This window comes from Blastocatellia bacterium, from assembly GCA_035275065.1.
GTDB lineage: Bacteria > Acidobacteriota > Blastocatellia > UBA7656 > UBA7656 > DATENM01.
In genome coordinates this window covers 1-23,183 of the sequence record DATENM010000036.1, presented here as the reverse complement: position 1 = coordinate 23,183, position 23,183 = coordinate 1, and the positions used below count along the sequence as shown (strand labels likewise).

Annotated in this window: 19 protein-coding genes; 5 read left to right on the top strand and 14 right to left on the bottom strand. The window is 61.9% G+C overall.

The window, feature by feature from the left end:
• The first annotated feature begins 20 nt into the window (after positions 1 to 20).
• Together VJ464_07460 and recR are read left to right on the top strand one after the other, a co-directional pair.
• On the top strand, positions 21 to 341 hold the full coding sequence (locus VJ464_07460; GenBank protein ID HKQ04952.1) for a YbaB/EbfC family nucleoid-associated protein: 321 nt from the start codon (positions 21 to 23) through the stop codon (positions 339 to 341).
• Between the two features lie 261 nt (positions 342 to 602).
• Positions 603 to 1,202 (top strand): recombination mediator RecR, encoded by a 600-nt coding sequence (gene recR, locus VJ464_07455; protein ID HKQ04951.1) that lies wholly within the window; start codon positions 603 to 605, stop codon positions 1,200 to 1,202.
• 23 nt (positions 1,203 to 1,225) lie between these two features.
• On the opposite strand, the gene VJ464_07450 is transcribed toward recR, so the two are convergent.
• From VJ464_07450 to VJ464_07390, 13 genes are all read right to left on the bottom strand, one after another.
• Positions 1,226 to 2,809, bottom strand: a complete 1,584-nt coding sequence (locus VJ464_07450) for a sugar transferase (protein HKQ04950.1) — start codon at positions 2,807 to 2,809, stop codon at positions 1,226 to 1,228.
• Positions 2,810 to 2,815: 6 nt separating this feature from the next.
• Positions 2,816 to 4,054 (bottom strand): hypothetical protein, encoded by a 1,239-nt coding sequence (locus VJ464_07445; protein ID HKQ04949.1) that lies wholly within the window; start codon positions 4,052 to 4,054, stop codon positions 2,816 to 2,818.
• Positions 4,055 to 4,134: 80 nt separating this feature from the next.
• Complete coding sequence (locus VJ464_07440; GenBank protein ID HKQ04948.1) at positions 4,135 to 4,620, bottom strand: protein-disulfide reductase DsbD domain-containing protein; 486 nt, start codon at positions 4,618 to 4,620, stop codon at positions 4,135 to 4,137.
• A 108-nt stretch (positions 4,621 to 4,728) separates the two neighbouring features.
• Positions 4,729 to 5,358 (bottom strand): outer membrane beta-barrel protein, encoded by a 630-nt coding sequence (locus tag VJ464_07435; GenBank protein ID HKQ04947.1) that lies wholly within the window; start codon positions 5,356 to 5,358, stop codon positions 4,729 to 4,731.
• Between the two features lie 88 nt (positions 5,359 to 5,446).
• Positions 5,447 to 7,636: a bi-domain-containing oxidoreductase gene (locus tag VJ464_07430; GenBank protein HKQ04946.1), complete on the bottom strand. Its 2,190-nt coding sequence runs from the start codon at positions 7,634 to 7,636 to the stop codon at positions 5,447 to 5,449.
• An 85-nt stretch (positions 7,637 to 7,721) separates the two neighbouring features.
• Positions 7,722 to 8,678: a hypothetical protein gene (locus VJ464_07425; protein HKQ04945.1), complete on the bottom strand. Its 957-nt coding sequence runs from the start codon at positions 8,676 to 8,678 to the stop codon at positions 7,722 to 7,724.
• Between the two features lie 169 nt (positions 8,679 to 8,847).
• Positions 8,848 to 9,900 carry a chemotaxis-specific protein-glutamate methyltransferase CheB gene (gene cheB / locus VJ464_07420; protein ID HKQ04944.1) on the bottom strand — a complete coding sequence of 351 codons (1,053 nt, stop codon included), beginning with the start codon at positions 9,898 to 9,900 and terminating at the stop codon, positions 8,848 to 8,850.
• Between the two features lie 73 nt (positions 9,901 to 9,973).
• Complete coding sequence (locus VJ464_07415; GenBank protein HKQ04943.1) at positions 9,974 to 10,837, bottom strand: protein-glutamate O-methyltransferase CheR; 864 nt, start codon at positions 10,835 to 10,837, stop codon at positions 9,974 to 9,976.
• Positions 10,838 to 10,847: 10 nt separating this feature from the next.
• The gene (locus tag VJ464_07410) at positions 10,848 to 11,357 is read right to left on the bottom strand and encodes a chemotaxis protein CheW (protein HKQ04942.1); all 510 of its coding nucleotides are present in this window, start codon (positions 11,355 to 11,357) and stop codon (positions 10,848 to 10,850) included.
• An 83-nt stretch (positions 11,358 to 11,440) separates the two neighbouring features.
• Positions 11,441 to 13,561: an ATP-binding protein gene (locus tag VJ464_07405; GenBank protein HKQ04941.1), complete on the bottom strand. Its 2,121-nt coding sequence runs from the start codon at positions 13,559 to 13,561 to the stop codon at positions 11,441 to 11,443.
• 80 nt (positions 13,562 to 13,641) lie between these two features.
• On the bottom strand, positions 13,642 to 14,091 hold the full coding sequence (nusB, locus tag VJ464_07400; protein ID HKQ04940.1) for a transcription antitermination factor NusB: 450 nt from the start codon (positions 14,089 to 14,091) through the stop codon (positions 13,642 to 13,644).
• A gap of 45 nt (positions 14,092 to 14,136) precedes the next feature.
• A complete protein-coding gene (gene ribH / locus VJ464_07395) occupies positions 14,137 to 14,601 on the bottom strand; it encodes a 6,7-dimethyl-8-ribityllumazine synthase (protein ID HKQ04939.1) in 465 nt (154 codons plus the stop codon).
• Positions 14,602 to 14,852: 251 nt separating this feature from the next.
• The gene (locus tag VJ464_07390) at positions 14,853 to 16,838 is read right to left on the bottom strand and encodes a sialate O-acetylesterase (protein ID HKQ04938.1); all 1,986 of its coding nucleotides are present in this window, start codon (positions 16,836 to 16,838) and stop codon (positions 14,853 to 14,855) included.
• 280 nt (positions 16,839 to 17,118) lie between these two features.
• On the opposite strand from VJ464_07390, the gene uvrA reads away from it, so the two are divergent.
• The 3 genes from uvrA (at position 17,119) to VJ464_07375 (ending at position 22,526) form a co-directional block, all read left to right on the top strand.
• Positions 17,119 to 19,971 (top strand): excinuclease ABC subunit UvrA, encoded by a 2,853-nt coding sequence (gene uvrA / locus VJ464_07385; GenBank protein ID HKQ04937.1) that lies wholly within the window; start codon positions 17,119 to 17,121, stop codon positions 19,969 to 19,971.
• Positions 19,972 to 20,120: 149 nt separating this feature from the next.
• Complete coding sequence (locus tag VJ464_07380; protein ID HKQ04936.1) at positions 20,121 to 21,659, top strand: prolyl oligopeptidase family serine peptidase; 1,539 nt, start codon at positions 20,121 to 20,123, stop codon at positions 21,657 to 21,659.
• 285 nt (positions 21,660 to 21,944) lie between these two features.
• Positions 21,945 to 22,526, top strand: a complete 582-nt coding sequence (locus VJ464_07375; GenBank protein ID HKQ04935.1) for an NUDIX hydrolase — start codon at positions 21,945 to 21,947, stop codon at positions 22,524 to 22,526.
• A gap of 80 nt (positions 22,527 to 22,606) precedes the next feature.
• Here VJ464_07375 and VJ464_07370 read toward each other — a convergent pair.
• Positions 22,607 to 23,183 (bottom strand): hypothetical protein (locus VJ464_07370; protein HKQ04934.1); only part of this gene is annotated, 577 nt, incomplete at its 5' end.

The window sequence follows — 23,183 nt, the reverse complement described above, 5'->3', positions numbered from 1 at the left end:
TCATTGGAGGATTGGTAAACATGAAACTTCCGGGCGGGTTCGACATTCAAGAGATGATGAAGCAGGCGCAGCAGATGCAGGATGATATGCAGCGCGAGATGGCCAAGCTGCGCGTCGAGGCGAGCGCCGGCGGCGGCGTCATCCACGTCGCCATGAACGGCGCGAAGGAACTAATTGATCTGAAGATCGATCCTGAAGCCGTCAAAAGCGGCGACGTCGAGATGTTGCAAGACCTGATTCTTGCCGCTGTCAACGAAGCCTCGCGCAAGGCCGACGAGGCGATGAAAGGCAAGCTCGGCTCGAAGCTCGGCGGCATGGGTCTGCCCGACGGGATGCTGTGAAGAAAGAGCGCCGCGGAGACGCGGAGAAGAGACGCGGGGACACGGAGACGCGGGGAGAGAATCAACCGAGTCCAGTTCTGTCTTTTGTTCCTATTCGCCGCGTCGCCGCGTCGCCGCGTCGCCGCGTCGTTTTCTCGCGTCGCCGCGCCCCCGCGTCACGATATTCCTGCTATAATTAACTTGAAACCCCGACCAATCAGCAACAAAGAAAGGCCGCTCGCGGCTTGGCTCGATTAAGCGAGCCAGTGGGCGCATCGATGAATGCTCGATTACGCAGAACCGGTTACGAAACTGATTGACGAGTTGAAGCGACTGCCCGGCGTCGGTCACAAGTCCGCCCAGCGGCTGGCGTTTTACATCTTGCGGGCCGACCGCGAAGAGGCCAACCGATTGATCGAGGCCATTATCGAAGTCAAAGAAAAGATCATTCTCTGCTCGACGTGCAACAACATCACCGACGTCGACCCGTGCCGCTATTGCGCCAGCCCGACGCGCGACCGCCGCGTGCTGCTGGTCGTCGAAGAGCCTTATAATCTAGTGACGATTGAGAAGACGCGCGAGTACAAGGGGCTGTATCACGTCCTGCACGGCGCGCTGTCGCCGATTCGCGGCATCGGCCCGGACGATTTGAAGATCAAGAACCTGCTTGAACGATTGCGCTCAGGCGAAGTCGAAGAGCTTATCCTGGCGACCAATCCGAACACCGAAGGCGAGGCGACGGCGAATTACCTGTCAAAGCTGATGCGCCCGCTCGGCCTGCGGATCACGCGCATCGCCATGGGCGTCCCCGTCGGCTCTGACCTCGAATATGCCGACGAAGTGACCATGCACAAGGCGCTAGCCAACCGACACGAGATGTAGGGATGGGTGTTGGGTGTTGGGGACTAGTATGTATTGTCGCCTTTGAGCATCACCGGCAGGGTCTTGAGCATGATCTTCAGGTCGAGCCACGGCGACCAGTTCTCGATGTAGAAGATGTCCAGCCGCACCATCTCTTCAAAGTGCAGGCGATTGCGCCCGCTCACTTGCCACAGGCCAGTGATCCCCGGCTTGACGTGAAAGCGCGTGCGGTGCCAGTCCTGATAGTGCTTGACTTCATAAGGCAGCGGCGGGCGCGGGCCGACGATGCTCATCTCGCCTTTCAGGACGTTGAGGATTTGCGGCAGCTCGTCAATCGAATAACGCCGCATCCAACCGCCAATCTGCGTCAGCCGCGGGTCGTCTTTGACCTTGCCGTAGATTGGCGCGTCCGCGGTCCCCTGGTTTGCGTCTTCGCCGTTGATCATGCGCGCCATCAGCTCGCGGTGCGTCTGGTCATCCGTGCCGTCGTGCATCGAGCGAAACTTCATCATCAAGATCATCTTGCCATCCATGCCGACGCGCTCCTGGCGCAGGAAGATCGGGCCTTTCGACTCCAGCTTGATGAGGATGGCCAGGGCGATCCACAGCGGTAAGGTGATGATGAGCAGGGCGAGCGCCACGATCACATCGAGGCCGCGCTTGACGGCACGCAGCCAGCCGCGCAGCGGCTCCTCGTAGAGCTTGACCATCGGCAGCGAGCCGATGGTTTCGATCTCGGTCTTGCCCGGCAGGCAATCGTAGAGGTTGGGAACGACGCGATACTTAATGTGATGGTCGCGCCCGCATTCCATCAGCACTTCGAACATCTTGCGCGGGTGGATGCGCGGATCGGTAATCAGCACTTCTTCGATGTTATAACGCTTGACCAGCGACGGCAGATCGTCAAACGCGCCAAGCACGCGCGCGCCATACTTGCGAACCGAGCCCGTATCCTCGCTGTTGCGCGCCGTCACCGTGCCGACCAGCTTGTAACCGAGCCGCGGCTTCTCTGAAATCTCCGCAATGCAGACCTGCGCCATCTCGCCGCTGCCAACCACAATCGTCGGGATCAGGTTGCTCTCGCTCGTGCGCGCCAGGATCTGCCAGACCCGCAACAGCGAGCGCGTCGCCCAGAACGCTCCCAGCGACAGCAGCCAGTCGTAGATGAAGAACATGCGCGAATAGGTGAAGTCGAGCAGCTTGATGTGGCCGCCTTCGAAGGCGAAGCCCTGGCGGAAGAGGAAGGCGATCAGCACCAGAATCAGAAAGGCGAGCGTCACGGCGTTGAAGATTTTGATGAGGTCGCCGGAGAACGAAAATTCGCCGCGCAGTTTATAGAGCCCGTAGCGCCTGAGCGCGTACAGCTTCACAAACGGCACGAAGAGCATCAGCGTGAAGTAGGGCTCGAAATTCGGCCAGACGCCGATGGGAAGGACTGAGCGCTTGTGCTTCCAGATCAGCACCGGCGCGTTGTGGTGCAGCTTGTAGGCGGCCACGAAGACCGTCAGCGAGATCACCAGATCAATCAGCACCAGCGCCACCAGCGGCAGCGCCGACCAGAGTGCGCCCCGCCGCACGGGGCGCGCTTTAATGGCTTGTTCGACAACAGTGAAGGCACGTTCTGACATGACGAATTAAGAGGCCCGTGAAAGATATAAGCTCAGCGCGTAAAGCATCCACGCCTGTGCCCAACGAATGTGAGGCGTGCGTATCGTGTAGAACCGATGACGTTGAAAGTAGAAGAAGCCGGCGCTGTCTTGCAGGTTATGGACGGCCCATTCGACGGCGCGGGCCGCATGTTCGGTGGCGTTCGGCATCTGATCGCTCAACTCCGTAAAAGTAACCACTGCTTGCGCCGCACTGTGAACGTCAACGGGGAAGAGACTTTTATCATAGTAGGCGGGCGTGCCGTCCGCAAGAAAGAATCGCCGCTCATAAAACTCATAGGCGCGGCGCAACGCCTCGGTCCATTCAGGTTTTTCGAGATCGCCGATAATCCGTTTCAGGGCGACGATGATAAAGCCTGTATGGAAGCTATCAATCCACTGCTGTGACCCGGCTTCGCCGTAGGGCCATGAGCCGTCTTCGCGCTGGCGGGCGAGCGTGAAGCCAACCGCGCGCGCGCTGGCATCGCGGTATTCTTCAACGCCCGTCAGGTGAAAAGCGCGCGCCAGCAGTTCAGCCGCCAGCAGGTTCACGTTGTGAACCTGCGACGCGTCGAGCGGCGTGTAGCTGAAACAGAACGCGCCGCCCGCCGCCGTGCGCTTGAGCCGGTCGAGCAGAAAGCGGCAACTGCTCTCGGCAAGCTGCAACGCCTGGACGCTGCCGCCTCGTTCATGCCAGTCGAGAAACGCATGCGCGGCAAAAGTCGTGCAGACGGCGTTCGGCGTGCCGCGCGGCGCGAAGAAGGCGCGCGATTGCCAGTCAAAATCGTATCCCCAACAGGCGTCTTCGTACCCCGCGCAGCGCATGTCTTCGAGCTTGCCGGCCAGCGCGCGAAAGTCATTGGCCAGACTGTCACGCGATTGACTCAGCATCGGCGTCGAAGGCGCGGCATCGTCGAGCAAGTCCGCCGGCAGCGATTCGTTTTCGTGCCGCGCCAGCAGCAGGACGGCGCGCGCCGCCAGCGCCAGCCCTTTGGGATTTGCGGCTTTGCGAATGCCGAGCAGCGGGCGCAGGTTGACGGGGCTGCGCTTGACCAGTTGGGTCAGCGCCGTGCGCGCCAGGCGGTTGCGCATCGGCCACAAACGCGCCAGCGGCGCGTTCAACCCGTCATAAGGGTCGTAGCCCATCCACGACTCACCGCGACACCAGCGCAAGAGCTTCTTGATCGCCTGCTCGCCAAGTTGTCGGGTAGCGGTTTGTGGTTGCATGAAAAATGATGGGAACTTCAGCCTACCCTTCCAGGCTGAATAAAGACAGGGCACGCGGATTCGTCAACGGTCTGACGAATTCATTTGACGACTTCGAGCGGGATCGCGACGTCAACGGTCTGCGGGCGCAGGCAGACCTGATTATTGCACGCCTGCACGGTCAGCTTGCCCTTGAGCGTCTGCGCGCCGGCGGCGAGTTGGGCGAGCGCCCGCGCCGTCGTCTTGAAGACCGCCTTGCCTTCGTAAACCGACAGCGGTTTGGGCGAGAACTCGAACTTCTGCATCTTTGCCCGCGGGTAACTGACCGGCGAGACACTGAGTCCGGCCAGCCGGTCAAACTTCAGCGCCGTGGCGATCAAGTTCTTATCCGCCGGGCGATTCGAATTAATGTGATAGCCGTCGTTAATCTCGACGATCAGCGCCAACGGCGTCGCCGCACCGGCTTTCACCTTGTAGCTTGAATGCTCGGGCCGAACTTTGATGACCGACGCAGAGGTCTGCGCCTGCGTCGTCAGCGCCGCAGCCAATAAAAAAACAACCGAAAGAAAGATCATTCGCAATCGCACAATCGCCTCCGTCCCATTAACCTTTCGGGACGCCGCCGCAAGCTTTGTCCCGAAAGGTTATGATAAACGATTCGGCGGAGGTTTACACCTCGGCGGCTGGTTTTCCGATCAGAAGCGGAAGCCGATGCCGACACCGACCTGAAGATTGTGCGTCGTGCCGCCGGCGTTGGTGAATTGAATGACCGGCCCTGTCGAAGGCGTTAAGATGACCTGCCGATCCGCAACGTGAACCATTGTGTCGCCGACATCAATGCGCGTCAGCCAGCGACGCGAAGGGTAAAACTCAACGACACCGCCGACATCGAGTGTAAAAAGATTATTACTGTGCAGACCGCAACTCGACGCCCCGTCCGGGCAGTAAAAAGATTCTTCGCTGAAGTGCGTGATGCCGGGGCGCAGCTTCGCAAAAACCCCGACCCAATTGTGCCGGATGCCGGCCTTGAGGCCGAATAAGGCTTGCGTCTTCTTGCCGAGGCCAAAGGCGTCTTCCCTTTTCGGAAAGCGATTCACTTCCGCCTCAAGACCAATCACCCTGGTCAGGTTATAAGTAAAACGACCGCCGAAGCCGCCGATCAGGTTGCTGTGAAGGCCGTTAAAATCATTCAGCGGCACGACCCGAAGCAGGTAAGCCTGCCCGCCCGCTTCATACTTCGGCGGGTCGGTTTGCGCGTCAGCCGATGCATTGAGGGCGAGCGCGAAGAGACACATCAAGGCAATAGAGCAGAGAGATTTTTTCATTTCTCCTCCAGAGTCGGCATATTCGGTTCGGCACGGGATATGGGACAAAACGAAATGGGGGCGACGGGCTCCGCCTTCCGTCGCAGGGTCAAACGCTCATGGGTTCATTCTTGACGATTAATTGATTCACATCGACGGCCATGCGGTTGCCCGACTTTGCCGCTTCAACGATGGCAAACGTCGCCATCGTCGTCGCCACGAGCGAGTCCAGAGTGATCGGCGCAGTGGCGCGACCGCGCGCCGCCTCAAAAAATGCCGCGATCTCTGCGGCGTGGCCTTTGTCCTGCGCGCCGCCGCCGAGCTTGACGCGCTTGCGCTCCGCGACGAAGGTGCCGCTCTTAAAGTCGTCAATCGCGGCGACGGCGCGCTCGCAAAACACCTCGACCTGCTCTTTCGGCACTGTCGGGTCGCCGCTCGCTGTGTAGATGATCGAAGCGATAGAGCCATCGGTCATCGTCATTGATACGACGGTGCTGTCATCGAGATAACCGGCGCGCTGTTGTGCGGGGACGGCGGCGGCGCAAACGCTCGCCGGCAGCGCGTCGGTAAGATAGCTTACAAAATCAACGAAGTGGCAGACCTCGCCGATAATCCGCCCGCCGCCTTCGCTCTGATCGTGCGTCCAGTGCTCTGGCGGCACCTGGCCGGCGTTGACGCGATAGATGATCGTCATCGGCGCGGTGCGGGCCGCATACTTCGCTTTGACCTCGCGGGCCAGCGGCGCAAAGCGGCGGTTGAATCCAACCATCAACAGGCCATCGCTTTCGCGGGCGGCGCGCACGACTTCGCGTAAGCCTTCCAGGGTTGTCGCCAGTGGCTTTTCGACGAAGACCGCTTTGCCGCGCCGCAAGGCTTCCGCCACAAGCCCGGCGTGCGAATCATGCCGCGTGGCGATGAAGACAACCGGCGAGCCCGTGTCGTCTAAAACTTCCTGATAATCGGTCGTCGCGGCGGCGAAGCCGAACTGCGCGCCGGTATTCTTGGCGCTCAAACCGGTCGCTGTCGCCACGGTCATCAGCCTCACTTTTTCAGCGCGCTTGATGATCGGCAGCAAGACGCCGCGCGCGAAATTGCCAGCGCCAATGAAGCTCACGCCTAGCTCGTCACTTGCCGCTTTGACCGCGGCGCCCGACGCACCGACGACCGGCGGCTTGTCGGCGTCGGGGTATTGCAGCACGACGCCGCAGCAGCGCTCTTTGCGGTTGAGAATCAGCTCGTAAGCGGCGCTGGCACGCGCCACGTCGAAGCGGTGCGTCGTCAGTAAGCCGGTGTTGACGCGGCCTTCCGCGACCAGCCGCAAGAAGGCTTCGAGGTTGCGCTTCTCTGTCCAGCGCACATAGCCGATGGGGTAATCATTGCCCTTCTCTTCGTACGCCGGGTCATAGCGCCCCGGCCCGTACGAGCGCGACAGGCGCAGCTCAAGCTCTTTGTTGTAGTAGATGTGGCGCGGCACATCCATGCCGACGAGGCCGACGACGACGACGCGGGCGCGGTCGCGCGCCAGCTCGCCCGCCAGCCGCACAGGGTCGTTCGACTTCGTCCCCGCCGTCACCAGCACGCAATCCGCGCCGTGCCCGTCGGTCAATCCTAAACACGCGGCGCGCGCCGCCGCTTCATCCCTGGCAACCACATCGGCCCCTGACCGCTTCGCCAGCTCGCAAGCCGCGGGGTCAATGTCAATGCCGATCACCAGGCAGCCGGCGGCTTTCAGGATTTGCACAGTGAGCTGGCCGACCAGCCCGAGGCCGATGACGGCGACGGCTTCGCCGAGCCGCGTGTCGGACTGGCGAACGCCTTGCAGGGCAATTGCGCCGACGGTCGAATAGCTCGCCGCTTCGAGCGTCGCGCCTTCAGGCAGTTTGGCGCAGAGATTTTTCGGGACGAAGATGACTTCGGCGTGTGATGCATAACCGCCGCCGGCGCAGGCGACGCGGTCGCCGACCTGGAACTCGGTCACGTCGCGCCCGACGCCGATCACCACGCCTGAGGCGCTGTAGCCGAGCGGCTTCATCTGGTTGAGCTTCGAAACCACCTTCTCGTAGGTCGAGCGCAAGCCTTCGCGCTTGAAGGTATCGAACACCTGGCGAACGAGGTCCGGGCGTTCCTTGGCCTTGCCGACGAGTGAGCTTTGCGCCGTCTCAACAGTGGTGCGCTCGGTGCCGGCGCTGATCAAAGAGTAAGCCGTGCGCACCAGAACGCCGCCCGGTCTAAGCGCTGGCGGCGGCAGCTCTTCGACCTTCAACTCACCTGTGCGGTAATTCTGGACGACCTGTTTCATAGCAGTAGGCAGTAGGCAGTAGGCAGTAGGCAGGAAGCAATCCGTCTTTTGACTGCCTCCTGCTTCCTGCTTCCTGCCTACTTTTCTATATCAGCGGATATTCGGCGCGGCGGCGGTGCCGATAATTTTGCAGGACTTTGTGAACCTGGCGCGGGCTAACCTTGGCGATCTGGCCGGCAATGCTGTAATGCAAGCCGTGTTCGGGCGGCTCGGGCGCTTGCAGGTAAGCCTGATAGGCGTCGAGAATTTGCTGTTGGATTTCCTCGGGCGGCTCGGGAACATTGCCGAAGGCGCGCTCGTCGTCGTGCAGCACGTCGAGCCAGCGAAGCACCTGCCAGCGCGTCACGTAGCCGAGCGCTTCCGCGAGTTTTTGCGGCAGCTCAGTCAGACGGTAACGGCCTTTATCAATCTCTTCCCAGTAGAGCTTTTCGATCTCGAAAAGTTGTTGGCGCGAGGGGCTGGGCGTCGGCGAGCTTTCGTACTGCGCCAGCGACCATTCGCGGATAACTTTCATCACTTGCTTGTAGGGCACATTGAGCGCGGCGCTGATGGCGCGGCGGCGACCGCCGTCCGGGCGATGGCCGCTTTCGACGAAGCGTTGATACATCTCGATGGCGCGGCGCTTGATCTCGTCGGTCATCGTCGCCTGCACCTGCAAGTGCTCGCGGATGACGTCGGCGACCAGCTGGCGTTTGACCCAGAGCCGGGTAGCGATCTGCGAGTGCATCTCCTTGGTCTGCATGGCGCGGTTGCTGAATTCGCCCTCGAACAACTCAAGGATGCGCTGACGCAGCTCGGGAGTCAGGGTCGTTGCCTTCGGGGCGCGCGCCGGCTTGGCTTTGCGCAGCACGGGCGGCGGCGGCGCGGGCGCTACCGGGCGGGGTGCGACTCTGGGAGCGGCGGCGACAGCTCTCGCTTCGGCGGGAACATGCTTCACCACGCGCTTCTTCATGCATTTAAGACAATAGGCCGCTTTGCGATCAGGCGAAAAGAAAGTCGCATTGCAGACCGTGCAGGTTCGGCGAAATTTCATTCCACTCATAACTGTCCTCTTAGTCTAATTAGCCATCCAGCAAACTTCAACCCCACTTGAATGCGGTGACAAATGACAAGTGGCAAGTGACAAGAAGGCATCGCGCATGCTTAACTTGCCCGCGCCTTGTCCCTTGCGGCTTTTTTCTTGTCACTTGTCACTTGTCATTTGTCACTCGTCACTCCTTCTCCGCATAAGCCAGCAGCACTTGTGGCATGGCGGCGAGCGGCAGCATGGCGTTGGCCGCGCCGCGCTCGATAACGGCGCGCGGCATGCCGAAGACCACCGCCGATTCGTTCGACTCGGCCAGCACATGACCGCCGGCAGCGCGCACCGCCTCCGCGCCGCGAGCGCCGTCATCGCCCATTCCGGTCAGCACAACCGCCAGCAAGCGATCCCCCATAGCCGCTGCCGCCGACTCGAAGACCGCGTCAGCCGACGGCAAGTGAAAGGTATCTGCCATGGCGTCCTCGGCGGTTGCCTCGATGCGGATCACCCGGCTCTCGCCGTCGCTTGCGACCGTCGCATGACGGCCTGCCGGCGCGATATAAGCATGGTGGCGGCGCAGCGGCTCGCCATCACCCGCCTCGCGCACGGTGTAATGCGACAGCGCGTTCAGGCGCTCGGCGAAAGGTTGCGTGAACCCCACAGGCATATGCTGCACGATGAGGATCGGCACACGCAGCGACCGGGGCAGCTCGGCCATGAGTTTCTGAATCGCCGACGGCCCACCGGTCGAGGCAGCCATGCAGATCAACTCGACCTCGGCGGTGCGCGCTTCACGCTCGGCGGCAAGCACGGCGGCCTTGGCGTCTTTGCTGATGATCGAAACCGTCGCCGGCTTTGCGCCCGCCACCTCCTCAACGCAGCGGACGATCTGGGTTTCAAGCGCCGAAGTCTGTTGCGAAGCGCGCGGCGACGGCTTCAACAAGAAATCAACCGCGCCCAGCTCTAGCGCCTTGAAGACGCGCTCGCGATCACTGAACGAGCTACACACGACGATGGGCAAGGGCTGATGCGCCATCGCCCAGCGCAGCACGCCGAAGCCGTCCAGTCGCGGCATCATCAGGTCGAGCAGCACGATGTCAGGCTTCAGCTCGATGATCCGCCGTATCGCCACGTCGCCATCGTCAGCCACGCCCGCCACCATCAACGCTTCCGAGCGCGCGAAGATCTTCGCAAAACGCATGCGGTAATACGGCGAATCGTCAACGATGAGCAGGCGGTGCATAAAACGGTCACCCGTCGTCAGTTGTCAGTTGTCAGTCCCCAGCCCGCAGAAACTGGCAACAGACAACTGACAACTACTTCTGATGTACTAGCTCGCGGCCAAACTGCACGGGCCTGAAGCCTGAGCCGAGCGGCAGCAGCGACTCGGCGTGGCCCAGCAACAAGTAACCGCCGTCTTTGAGCAGCGAAAAGATCAACTCTAGCGTCTGTCGCGCCGCCGCTTCTTCAAAATACATCAGCACGTTGCGACAGAAAACTACATCAAAGCCGCCAGAATCCGCCGGTCGAATGCGGCTGGCATCCGGGGCGATCAGGTTCGCCTGCTCGAACTGCACGGCGGCGCGCAAGCCGTCGGCGACCTGCAAGAAGCCGCGCCCGGCGTCTTGAAAGTACTGCTGCTGATACGCCGGCTCGGTGGTGCGAAAGCTCGATGGGCCATAGATGCCCTGGCGCGCCGACTCGATCACCCTGCGGCTCAAGTCCGTGGCCAGCAACTCGATTCGCCCATCTTCGAGCAAGCCGCGCTCGGCAAGCAGCATAGCGATGGTGTAGGCTTCTTCGCCGGTCGAACAACCGGCGCTCCAGATGCGCGCCGGGTCGCGCTGGCGTGCCAGTTCGGGGACAATGCGCTCGGCAAAGGCTTGAAGCTGACGCGCCTCGCGGAAAAAGTAGGTTTCGTGAACCGCCACCGTGTCCAACACCGACTCCATCTCGATGGCGTCAATGGCGGCTTCATAATCGGCGAACGACAGCAGACCGCGCTGACGCAGGCGCGGCTGCAAGCGCCGCTCTAGCACGAAGCGCGAGTTCTCGTCAGCCAGCACGAAGATGCCGCTGGCTGCCGTGATCCGGGCGCGCAGCCGCTGAAAGGTCGCAGCGTCGAGCGCCGGGCCGCGCGGGATAATTAACGCTTCGTTTTTGCTCCTCGCGTGATCCACAGGTGACCGATCAAACTTCCGCCAGCCGCGCCGCGTCGAGCAGCGGCACACGCCGGCCATCGTACTGAAAATGCGCCGGTGCCGCCCATCGGGTTTCAGCGGCGGGCGCGGCTTTGTCATCGCCTTTGCGCTTGTTAATCTTGTCGGGATCGAGCGCGATGACCCCTTCGACGCGCTCGGCCAGCAATCCCAGCTGGCTTTCACCTTTCAGGAGAATGAGACGCCGTTTGCCGTCGTCGGGGTTCGCCGCGAGGCTGCAATCCATCACCAGCGTCATGCGCCCGCGCACGCTGGCGATGCCGATAATGCCGTCCGGCGCGCTCGGCAGCGGCGTGACGCGCGGGCAATCGACCACGCCTTCGGTATGCTCGACGCCGATGCCGAAGGCTTCGCCGCCGATCTCAAAAAGCAAGACCGAGACGACATCAACCGGCGCGTCGGTCGGCTCAAGCCCGGTCAACGCCAGCGGAATGGGGCTGACGGCGAGGCTCGATTTTTGTTTGTCTTTCTTTTCGCTCATCCACAGCCATCCAGGCGTTTCAACGCCTGGCTAAACTTACGCCGCCTTTACGCGGCGAAACGCCGGCAATCGGCAATCGCCATTCACATTCGCATACTGCGCAGCATTAGCAGGCTCGGCAGGTCCAGCACCAGCGCCACGTCGCCGCCTTCGAGGTCAACCGCGCCGACGACCGCTTTGATGTGCCGTGTAAGCGGCCCGAGCGATTTGACGATGATCTCGCGCTGCGCCTCGAACTCTTCGACCGCCATCGCAACGTGACGGTCGGCGGCGCGCGTGATAAAGACCGGCACACGAGTCCGACGCGCCGCCTGTTGCGCTGCGCCCGCCCCGTCCTCCGTTGGCCGCACCCGCAGCGGCGGACGAAAGACGCGCGCCCCGCCCTGCCCCAGCAGATACTTCAACTCGACGAGCGGCAGCGTCTGGCCGCGCCATTGAATGCTGCGCCTGCCGTCGCGCCCGATGACGTCATCAAGCGACACATAAAGCAGCTCGACGATCTGCCCGACGTTGATCGCGTAGCGCCACTCGCTCGCCCGCACGATGAAAGCCGAGATCATCACCAGCGTCGTCGGCACCGCCAGCTCGAAGCGCGTCCAGCGGCCCTTCTCCGAAGTGATTCTCAGCTCGCCGCCCAGCTCGTGAACCGTGCGCTCGACGGCATCCAATCCGACGCCGCGCCCCGAAACCGCCGACACGTAATCCGCCGTCGAAAAGCCCGGACGCAATAACAGCCTCAAGGTTTCTTCGTCGCTCAAGGCTTCGCCGGGCTCGATCAAGCCGGCTTCGAGGGCACGGCTGCGCACCGCGTCGGCATCAATGCCGTGCCCGTCGTCGGTAATGGCGATGACGGCGCGCGCGCCTTCAAGGCTGGCTTCGATTTTGATCTTGCCACGGGCGGGCTTGCCCGCCAGCCGCCGCGCTTCGGGCATCTCGACGCCGTGATCGATGGCGTTGCGCAGCAGGTGATAGATCGAGTCGGCCAGCCGATCAACGATGGCTTTATCAAGCTGGGTTTCGCGCCCGGCAACTTCGACGGTCACAGACTTGCTCAGCTCGCGCGCCAGTCGCCCGGCTAATCGCGCGGCCCGTGTGAAGGTCTGCGCCAGCGACACCATGCGCAACTCGACGAGCCGCTCTTCCAGCTCAAGGAACTCGCGCTCGATGCGGCGGGCGCTGTAGCGCAGGTCGAATTGCTCAAGCGCGCCGAGGCCGGCGGCCAGCAGGAAGCGGTCGGCCATGGCGGTCAACCGCTGCATCTGGATCGATAGCTCGTGCGCCAGCCCCGACAGCTCATCGATCTGCGCCATCTCGACACGCACGCTCGGCGACAACGGTTGCAATGACTCTTGCGCGAAAGCCGGCGGCAAGACCCCGCCCGGCGTTTTGCTCGCTTTATCGCCGGCCTTTTTCTTGCTGCGCCCGACGCTGATCAGCGCCGCGCCGGCGCGCCGCCAGGTTGACCGGCCGAGCCGCGTGATGCGCCCCTCGAAAGGCTCGACGACGGCCTTCAGGTCGCTCTCTTTGAACTGTGTGGCGAGCACGAGCTTAAAGGCGACCAGCTCCGTGCGTGACGCCGACTCAGGCAGGGTCGTGATCAACTCGCCTTTGCTTTCGAGCTTGGTGGTCAGCGCGCGGTAGAGGGTATCGAGCTTGCCGACTTCGAACTGCACGACGATGGCGTAAAAGGCGCGGCCCGCGTCGAGGTTTTCGTTGATCCGATGTTCTTCATATTCGGTGAGCAGGCGGCGCTCTTTCGGCGACAGGCTCAAGGCTTCAAGGCCCGATTCGTCGCGTTTGCCTTTGGCCTTTGGGCGCGCGGCGATGGCCGTCAGCAAGACGCGCATGCGCTCGAAGTCTTCGTCGCTGGCGGTGCCGCGCGCCGCGCCGCCGACCAGCGCGGCGATGCCGCCGCCGGCTTCCTGCAAGGCCGGCTTGGTCTCGTCTGTGAGCGCCAGATGGCCCAATCGCAGGTCGTCGAGGATGTCTTCAAATTCGTGTGTGAGCTGCTGGACTTCGGGCAGGCCCATCATGCCCGACAGCCCTTTGAGCGAATGCACAGTGCGGAAGATACGGTTGATGAGGTTGATGTCGGGTAGGTCAGCCGGTCGCGCCGCCAGCGTGTCCAGGTCGGTCAGCAAAGAATCGAGCAACTCTTCGGACTCGGACAGGTACTCGCTTAACAGAGCCTTGTCGTCAATCATAAGTCCACGGAATCGGGGAAGCCGCGCCGCAGCCTTTGGGCGCTGCCGGGTTCCCCGTGATTCGTCGGCGCGCGTGCGCCTTACTGTTGCCGGTTCGTTGCAATCGAAGCGTTCTGCTTCGTTTCCAGGTCACGCTTGATGGCATCGAGGATGCCATTGATGAACTGGGTCGCTTCAAAGGTCGAGAACTTGCGGGCGATTTCGAGCGCCTCGTTGATGACGACGGTCTTCGGCGTATCGGCCTCGTAGAGGAATTCGTAGATCGCCAGCCGCAGGATATTGCGATCCACGACCGCCATGCGCGAGATCCGCCAGTTCTCTGCCCGCTGCTTGATCAGCGCATCGATCTCTTCGAGGTGAGCGATGGCGCCGACCGCCAGGTTGTTGGCAAACTCCTGCGGCACGTCGCCCATTTCGTCGCCGAAATTCCGCCAGTACAACCCGGTCAGGTCGTCCAGGCGCGGTTGGGCGATATCAAATTGAAAGAGCATCTGTAAGGCGCAAACTCTAGCCTTACGTCTGGCACCCATAATTCAACCTTGCTGCTTGGTGTTTCGCTCAGTCAGCGTCCACTTTCAGAATTCGCGGTAGAGGTTCGCAAGCTCGACGGCAGACATTGCGGCCTCAAACCCTTTATTGCCGGACTTGGCGCCGGCGCGGTCAATGGCTTGTTCGAGACTGTCTGCCGTCACCACGCCGAGCGCGATGGGCAGGTTCGTTTCCATCGAAGCCTGCGCGATGCCTTTGAAGACTTCGGCAGCGATATATTCGTTGTGTGAAGTTTCGCCGCGGATGACGACGCCGAGGCAGATGATGGCATCATACTTATTGCTCAACGCCGCGCGCCGCGCCGCCATCGGAATTTCAAATGAGCCGGGCACGCGGATGACGGTGATGGCGTCGCCCGAAGCGCCTAGCCGCTCAAGCGCATCTTCGGCGCCGCTGATCAGACGGCTGACGACGAAATCGTTCCACCGGCTAGCGATGATGCCGACGCGCAGCCCTTCCGCGCTCAACTGCCCCTGTATCGTCTTAGCCAATCGCTTCCCTCTCCTTCGGTAACGCGTGCCACGCTGGCGTCCCAGGCGCTGCGTGGATGATCGCTCGCGTGCGAATCGGACGTTCAATCAGCAATCGCTATCGAGTATAGGTTTTGCCATGAAGCGATGTCAAGCAATGGCCCGGACTGAAAAATGATGAGCGATGAATGATGAATGATGAATTAAAGAGACAGGCCCCACTTCAATGGGCACCGGCTTCGGCCACTTCATCATTCATCATTCATACTTCATCATTTCATCGAGTCGGTTCTGAAAGGCGACGCCGGCAGTCCCGCGCCGTTGGTGAGATTCATCGCCGGGTTGTCGGCCCAGCCGTAGCGCACCGCGACCGGCTGCGGCACCGCGTCGCTCCAGACGACGACCGTCTTGCCATCAATCTTCGCATCGGCCCAGACGAACTTGCCGTCGGCGCCGGCGATAGCGAATCCCTGCACTGGCCCGCCGTCAACGGCGCGCAAGCCCTCGGCGTGCGTGAAGCGCACACGTATTTTGTTGCCTTCGACGGCAAACGATTCGAACAGCGGCCCTGAGAATTCGCCGCTCTGTCCGTAGGTCTTTGCCAGCGCCCACAGCGCCAGCCGGTGGCCGACATCCTGTTTGTTCTTGGGATGAATGTCGCCGGCTTCACCGATATCAATAATCACGGCCATGCCGGTCGCCGGCTCTCTGAGCGTCATCGTCTGCGCCTCTCGCAGCTCGGCCCAGTGGCTCTCGCCGGGCTCGGTCATTCGCGCCTGAAAATTGGCGAGCTGAACGAAGAGGAAAGGGAAGTTGCCCGCGCCCCACGCCGCGCGCCAGTCGCGAATCATCGCCGGAAAGAGCGTCTGGTATTGCCGGGCGCGGTCGGCGTTCGACTCGCCTTGATACCAGGTCGCGCCGCGGATCGTGTAAGGCGTGAGCGGCGCAAGCATCGCGTTATACAGCACAGTCGGCGTGTTCGGATTGCCGACTCCCGCCGGCGCAATCGGCTGCGTCGAAAAATCTACCTTGATCGGTTCAACGCTCATTTCGACTTTGTAAAGCCAGTCGCCTGCCAGCGCGATGGGAGGCGCGCCGGCGGCTGAAAGCGTCATATCCGCCGCGCCGCCGCCGAAGCCTCCCTGGCCATAGTGATCGAAGACGCGCACGGCAATCACGTTGCGCCCGGCATGCACGAGCGCGCCGGGGATGGTGTACTTTCTCGGCACCATATAAAAGTTCGGCGTCTCGCTGCCCGTCGCGCCGACTTTCGTGCCGTTGAAATAGGTGACGTCAAAGTCATCCACAGGGCCGAGGCTGAGCGTCAGGTCGTGGCCTTCCCACGAAGCGGGCAGGTCAACCGACTTGCGGAACCAGACCGCGCCATCGATCACCAGGCCCGCCGACTCCCAGAACTGCGGCAGCCGCATGGTCTGCCAGCCGGCTTCGGAAAAATCGGTGCCGGCGTAGCCGAGATCGAGCCCACGGTTGCCGGGGTCTTGCAAGAAATGCTCTTGCTCCCATTTCGCCTGCGCTGCTTCGTAGGCGTGACGCGCCTCCGGCAGATTAACCGATGCGCGGTCGAGCGCGTCGGCCATCGGTCGCAGCTCAGGAATCGCCGCAAGCGCGGCGCGGCTCGTCCACGCCTCGGCGGGCGTGCCGCCCCACGACGAGTGAATCAAGCCGACCGGCACTTTCAGTTTTTCATTCAGCTCGCGGCCAAAGAAGTAAGCCACCGCCGAAAAGGTCGCCGCGTTTTCCGGCGTGCAGACCACCCAACGGCCCCGCACATCGTCGCGCGGTTCGAGCGACGTGGCTTTCGCGACCGTGAAGAGGTGAATTTCAGGGTGATTGGCGCGCGCGACTTCGTCGCCGCCGTGAGCGGCGTTTTGCAACGGCCACTCCATGTTGGATTGACCGGAGCCGACCCAGACTTCGCCGACGAGGACGTTCTTAAGGACGACCGCATTCTTGCCCTCGATGCGCATCTCGAAAGGCCCGCCCGCTTTGAATGGCCCGATCCGCACTTCCCATCTTCCTTTGGCGTCAGCCTTCGCTTTTGCCGATTTGCCGGCCATCGAAACGGTCACTTGCTCGCCCGGCTCGGCCCAGCCCCAGACGCGCGCGGCGACGCCTTGCTGCACCACCATGTTATCGCCGATGAGCGCCGGCAGCCGCACATCCGCACGCGCCGCCGGGGTGATGGTTATCGTCAAGCCGATGATGAGAAGCGGAAGAATAAGGTGTTTCAGTTTCATCAATGCGCCGCGTGGGCGTCGTCCCACGCACCCTCCTTTGTAGCGCAAGCGGTTAGCTTGCGCGAGTCCTGGCGCAAGCTAACCGCCTTGCGCCACATCCGATTGAATACCGCTCAAGGTGGGTGAATATAACATGATTCGTCGCGGCGAGTGAATTCCGAAGCCGACCAGAAGCCAACGCGGTTGCCACAAATTGCTTCCCTGATGACGGCGATGTTATGATTGATGGTTAACCATAACAGACAATTGCTTACATGTATGGAGAACAAGCAGGGGAACAATGGCTGAAGAGATTATCCGCGTGCGCGGCGCTCGCGTTCATAACCTGAAGAACGTCAACGTCGAGATTCCTATCAATCAGCTCACGGTGGTAACCGGGGTGAGCGGCTCGGGAAAATCCTCGCTGGCTTTCGACACCATCTACGCCGAAGGCCAGCGCCGTTACGTCGAGAGCTTGTCGGCCTACGCCCGCCAGTTCCTTGAGCGCATGGACAAGCCCGACGTAGACGAAGTCGTCGGCATCTGTCCGGCCATCTCGATCCGCCAGAAGAACTCGACGCGCAACCCGCGTTCGACCGTCGCCACGCAGACGGAGATTTACGACTATCTGCGATTGCTTTACGCACGCGTCGGCCGTACCTTCTGCGCCAACTGCGGCGAGGAGGTGCGCCGCGACACGCCCGAATCGATTGCCACGGAAGTGCTGGCCCTGCCCGAAGGCACGCGCTTTTATGTCCTCTTCCCTGCCGCCGCCGGCATGGAGGAGCCTGATGCGAGTAACAACGGCGACGGCAAGAAGAAGAAGCGCGGCGCTCGCACCAGCGTCGTCAGCCAGCAGACGCGCATCAAGGCGCACCTGATGAGCCTGATGCAGCGCGGCTTCACGCGCCTCTACAAAGGCGGGCAGATCATCGAGCTGGCGACGCCCGACAGCTACGCCGACACAAACTTTGATGACACCTTCGTGCTCGTAGATCGTCTGGTCGCCCGCCCCGACACGCGCACACGGCTGGTTGATTCGCTGGAGATTTGTTACCAGGAAGGCCACGGCCAGGCGGTCATCGAGCTGGCCGATGAAGCGCACACCCGCCTCTTTTACTCGGAAGCCTTCGGCTGCAAGAATTGTAGCATTCGTTACGCCGCGCCGGAGCCGCGCCTGTTCAGCTTCAATAACCCGTTCGGCGCCTGCCCGACCTGCCAGGGCTTCGGCAATACTATCGGCCTCGACCTCGACCTCGTCATCCCCAACCAGGAGTTGAGCCTGAGCCGCGGCGCGGTCGAGCCATTCACCAAGCCGCAGTATGATTGGGCGCAGAAAGACCTGCTGAAGTTCGCGCGCTCGGCGGGGATTCCGACAGACGTGCCGTACCGCCAGTTGACCCGCGACCAGCAGCGCGCCATTCTCCGAGGCCGCAACGGCTTCGATGGCGTCCAGGGCTTCTTCGATTTTCTCGAAACCAAGAAATATAAGCTGCACGTGCGCGTCTTTTTGTCGAAGTATCGCGGCTACACGCTCTGCCCCGAATGCCAGGGCTCGCGGCTGCGGCTCGAAGCGCGCATCGTCCGCGTCGCGGGCCGCACGCTGCCCGAAGTCTGCGCCATGACGGCTGCCGAAGCCGGCGTCCTCTTCAACGAGATCAGCCTCACGGACGCCGAGATGGACATCGCCGGTCGCCTGCTGATGGAGATTCGCAACCGCCTGAAGTTCTTGATTGATGTCGGGCTGGAGTACCTGACATTAAACCGCCTGGCTTCGACGTTGTCGGGCGGCGAAGCGCAGCGCATTCAACTGGCGACCAACCTCGGCGCGGCCCTCGTCGGCGCGCTTTATGTTCTGGACGAGCCTTCCATCGGCCTGCACCCGCGCGACAATCAGCGGTTGATTCACATTCTGGAAAACCTCCGCGACATCGGCAACACGGTTCTGGTGGTCGAACACGAGCCGGAGATGATGATGGCCGCAGACCTGGTCATAGACATCGGCCCCGGCGCGGGCGAGCTGGGCGGCGAAGTCGTCTTTTCAGGCACCCCGAAAGAGCTGGTCAACAAGGGCGGGTCGCTGACGGGCCGTTACTTGCGCGGCGAGCTGGAGATCAAGCAGCCGAAGACGCGGCGGCAGCCCGGCGCCAAACGCATACAGGTGCGCGGCGCCAGCGAGCACAACCTCAAAGGCATAGACCTGGACATCCCGCTCAACATGATGGTCTGCATCACCGGCGTCTCAGGGTCGGGCAAGTCAACGCTCGTGCATGACATCCTCTACGCCGGCATCAAGAAGCAGCGTCACGAATGGACGGGTCACGTCGGCTCTTTCGCAAAGCTCGATGGCGCGCAGCAGATCGATGACGTGGTGCTTGTAGACCAGTCGCCCATCGGACGGACGCCGCGGTCGAACCCGGTCACTTATATCAAAGTCTATGACGCGATCCGCGACCTGTTTGCCTCGACGCGCGAGGCGCAGGCGCACGGCTACGACTCGTCTCACTTCAGCTTCAACGTGCCGGGCGGGCGCTGCGAGCGTTGCGAGGGCAATGGCGTCGAGATCAAGGAGATGCAATTCCTCGCCGACGTCGAGCTGACCTGCGAAGAGTGCAAGGGCATGCGCTTCAAGCCTGCGATCCTCGACGTGCGTTACAAAGGGCGCTCGATTCATGACGTGTTGAACATGACTGTGCGCGAGGCGCTGTTGTTTTTCGGCAACGTCAACCGCATCGCCTCGAAGCTGCGGGTGCTGGATGACGTGGGCCTCGGTTACCTGCGGCTCGGCCAGTCGGCGACGACGCTCTCGGGCGGCGAAGCGCAGCGCGTCAAGCTGGCGGCCTACCTGGCGCGCAAGACCAGCGAGCGCACGCTCTACATCTTTGACGAGCCGACCACGGGACTGCACTTCGACGACATCAACCGCTTGCTTGCGGCCTTCCGCCACCTGCTCGAAGCCGGCGGCTCGATTGTGATCATCGAGCACAACCTCGACGTGATTAAGAGCGCCGACTGGATCATTGACCTTGGCCCCGAAGGCGGCGACGCCGGCGGCCAGGTCGTCGCCGTCGGCCCGCCGCAGGCGATTGCCGACAGCGCCACGTCGCACACGGGCCGCTTCCTGCGCGGACTTCTCAAAGAGGCCAGAGGCTAGAGCAGTATTCATTAGGATGTGGCGCAATCTGTTAGATTGCGCCACACGGCAAGCTGCTATTCGCCCTGCTGCAACTGAATCAAACGACTTGTATAATTCAAGGGCAGCCTCTAGTCTCTAGCCGCTAGCCTCTTCAAATCAGGATGACTATGAAAGCACGACCCATCGCGGCTTTGCTGATCGCTTACGTGGCGCTTGGCGCGGTCAAGGTTTCGGCGCAGCAGATTCCTTACCTGTCTGACCTGCTGGCGCGCAGCGAGACGTTTTATAAGCTCTATAACGAGAAGCGGCGGGCGGGCGCGAAGCTCGACGCCTTCGAGCCCTTGCGCAAGCGCGGCGAAGAACAGTTCCGCAACGGCAACGTTCCCGGCATTATCGAAACGCTCGCCGAAGGCACGGCCATGCTTCAAGGCAAGGCGTGGGACGAGCGGCAGCGATTTCTCGCCTCGCTGACTGTTGAAGCCGACCGCCTGGTGCTGGAACCGAATCAGGAGTTGAGCCTGTCGCTCGTCCGCATCTTCCCCACGGATGCCGACAAGGCGTTCAGCGCCCAGCCGACCGTCACTTTCCTGATTGCGCCCGCCGGCAAGCAAGCAACCAGTGACGCGAAAACCAAACGCGCGATGGAGCCGATTCAGCTCACCGAGCGCATCCCCATCGGTGAAGCGCAGGCCGGCACGGCGCGTCGGCTGACGCTTGCCGACGGCGCGTATACGATCATCGCGCGCATCGAAGCCGGCGGCCAGCAGGTCGCTGACATCACCCAGCCGCTCTGGGCCATCAACGACTACCGTGACAGCCTCGCGCAGTTGACAAAGCAGGTCGCCGATATCAAGGCGTCAAGTGACGCCAAGGTGAAAGCGGTCGCCGCGCTGGTCGCAACGCCGGAGTTTCAGATTCAGCGCCTGCAACCGTTGAGCAAGGGCCGCGGCGAAGTCGCCATCAACCCGGTTGACGAACTGGACTTGATCGAAGCGCGGCTGGCGGCGCTCGCCAAAGGCGAAAACCCGTTTGCCGCCGAGCGCGGCGAAATCGAGCGCGCTTATCAAGCGACGGACGGCAAGTTGATTCCTTATCGCCTCTATGTGCCGCAGGGCTACGATGGCAAAACGGCCCGCCCGCTCGCCGTCTTGCTGCATGGCGCGCTCGGCGATGAGCGAACTTTTTTCAGCGGCCTCTACGACCCGGCAACCGTTAAGGGCGAGGCCGAGCGGCGCGGCTACATCCTGGCGGCGGTGAATGGGCGCGGCAGGTTTAGCAATTATCGAGACGCCGCCGGCGAAGACCCTCTGGAGGTGGCCGCCGCGGTGATGCGCAATTATCAGGTTGACCCGGCGCGCGTCTATCTGGCGGGTCATTCGCTGGGCGGCTTCGGCACCTGGGTCGTCGCGGCCCGCAAGCCGGAACTCTTCGTCGCCATCGCGCCGATTTCCGCGGGACCGCCGGCGCAAGGCGAAGCGTTGACCGCTCTGCTCGAAAAGCTGAAGCCCGTGCCGGCGCTCGTCGTCCACGGCGCGAAAGACGGCATTGTGCCGCCTGAGCTATCAAAGAAGATGGTCGAAGCGGCACAGAAAGCCGGCCTCAAGGTAACCTATCTTGAAGTTCCCGACAGCGATCACCTGACCATCATCGGCGCATCGTTCGCCGCAGTGCTGGACTTCTTCGACAAACACCCGAAAGGAAAATAGGAGGCAGGAAGCAGGAGACAGGAGGCAGTAGACAGTTCATAGTCCCGTAGGGACGCAATGTTTATAGTTACACAGTAGGTCGGCGTGACCAGCCGCGCCCTTTTCTTCTCAGTCCCGTAGGGACGCAATGTTTATAGTTACAGCCGCTAAAAATGACGAAGCCCCGTATGACATTGCGCCCCTACGGGGCTTGAGTGTTTAAGCACATCGGTAACTATAAACATCACGCTCCTAACGGAGCTTAGAGATCGCCTGCCTACGGCCCCTAGCCCCTAGCCCCTAAGTATGTACATCACCGCTGAGATCATCGCGGCGCTTGAAGCGCGTTATGGCGCGCCGGACGAAGTGCGGTGGCAGTTTGAGATGTCGCCGCGCGAATTCGATGTCGTGCGCCGCAGCCAGAAGCACGACCGCGCTCACGACGTAACTCTGTTCATCATCGAAGGCGAACAGGTCGTCGTCATCAAGAAACCGTTTTACCCGCCCGACGTCTACCGCGCGCCTTCGGGCGGGGTCGCTCCCGGCGAAGCGTTCGAGGTCGGAGCGTTGCGCGAAGCCTATGAAGAGACCGGCCTTCGCGTTGAGCTTGAGCGTTACCTGGTTCGCGCCCGCGTCAAGTTCACCCGCGCGGGCGACGAGATTGATTGGGTGTCGCACGTCTTCAGCGCTCAGGTGACAGGCGGTTTGCTTGCGCCGATTGACACGCATGAAATTGTTGAGGCGCGCTTTGCCACTGTGGCCGAGGTGCTCGGACCGATGCGCGAAGCGATGCTGGCGAGCGGCTCGACCGGCCTCAGATACCGCGCCCGGCTTCAGGATGTCGTCATGGCAAAGCTGATTGCAATCGGCAGGCTGCCGGCGGCATGAAACGATCACCAGACAAAACACCGAGCCCGGTCGAAGCGTTTGCTTCGACCGGGCTCGGTGTTTTGAGATGGCCGCGCTGTCTAGCGCGACGAAGCCAGCCGGGCGCGGCGATAGTCTTCCGCCGCCGCCTTGGCCCTGGGGACCTCCTGGACGGCGCGCAGCCATTGCGCGTCGCCTTCGTTCAAGACCTGGCGGGCGATCTCTTCGCCATAAGCCGCCGTCACCACTTCGTAACGAATCCGGCGCTTCAGCCAGTCGGCGTCTTTGTCAACGCGCGCCACGTCGGCCTTCAGCTCAGGGTGCGCGGCCAGGTACTTCTTGAAGGCCGCAATCACCTGATCGTTGACCGTAAACTCGCTGGCCGCCAAACGGTGGTGGTGATCGTTCGAGCGATCAATCTTGAACTCTGACAGGCCGGCGACCTGACCGGCGACCAGCTCGCGGGTGAACTGGAAAGCCGGCTCGATCCAGACGCGGATCATCTCGGTCTCGTGCGCCGAAATCTTCACTTTGATGTCGGGATCGATGCCGCCGCCGCCGTAAACCGTGCGCCCGGTGTCGGTCTTCTTCTCTTCGGTGTGCTGCACGGCTTCTTTGTCGCCGCGCTTCAGGTAGTAATCGTAAAACGAGCGCCCGCTGTAATCGCGCTGAATCAAG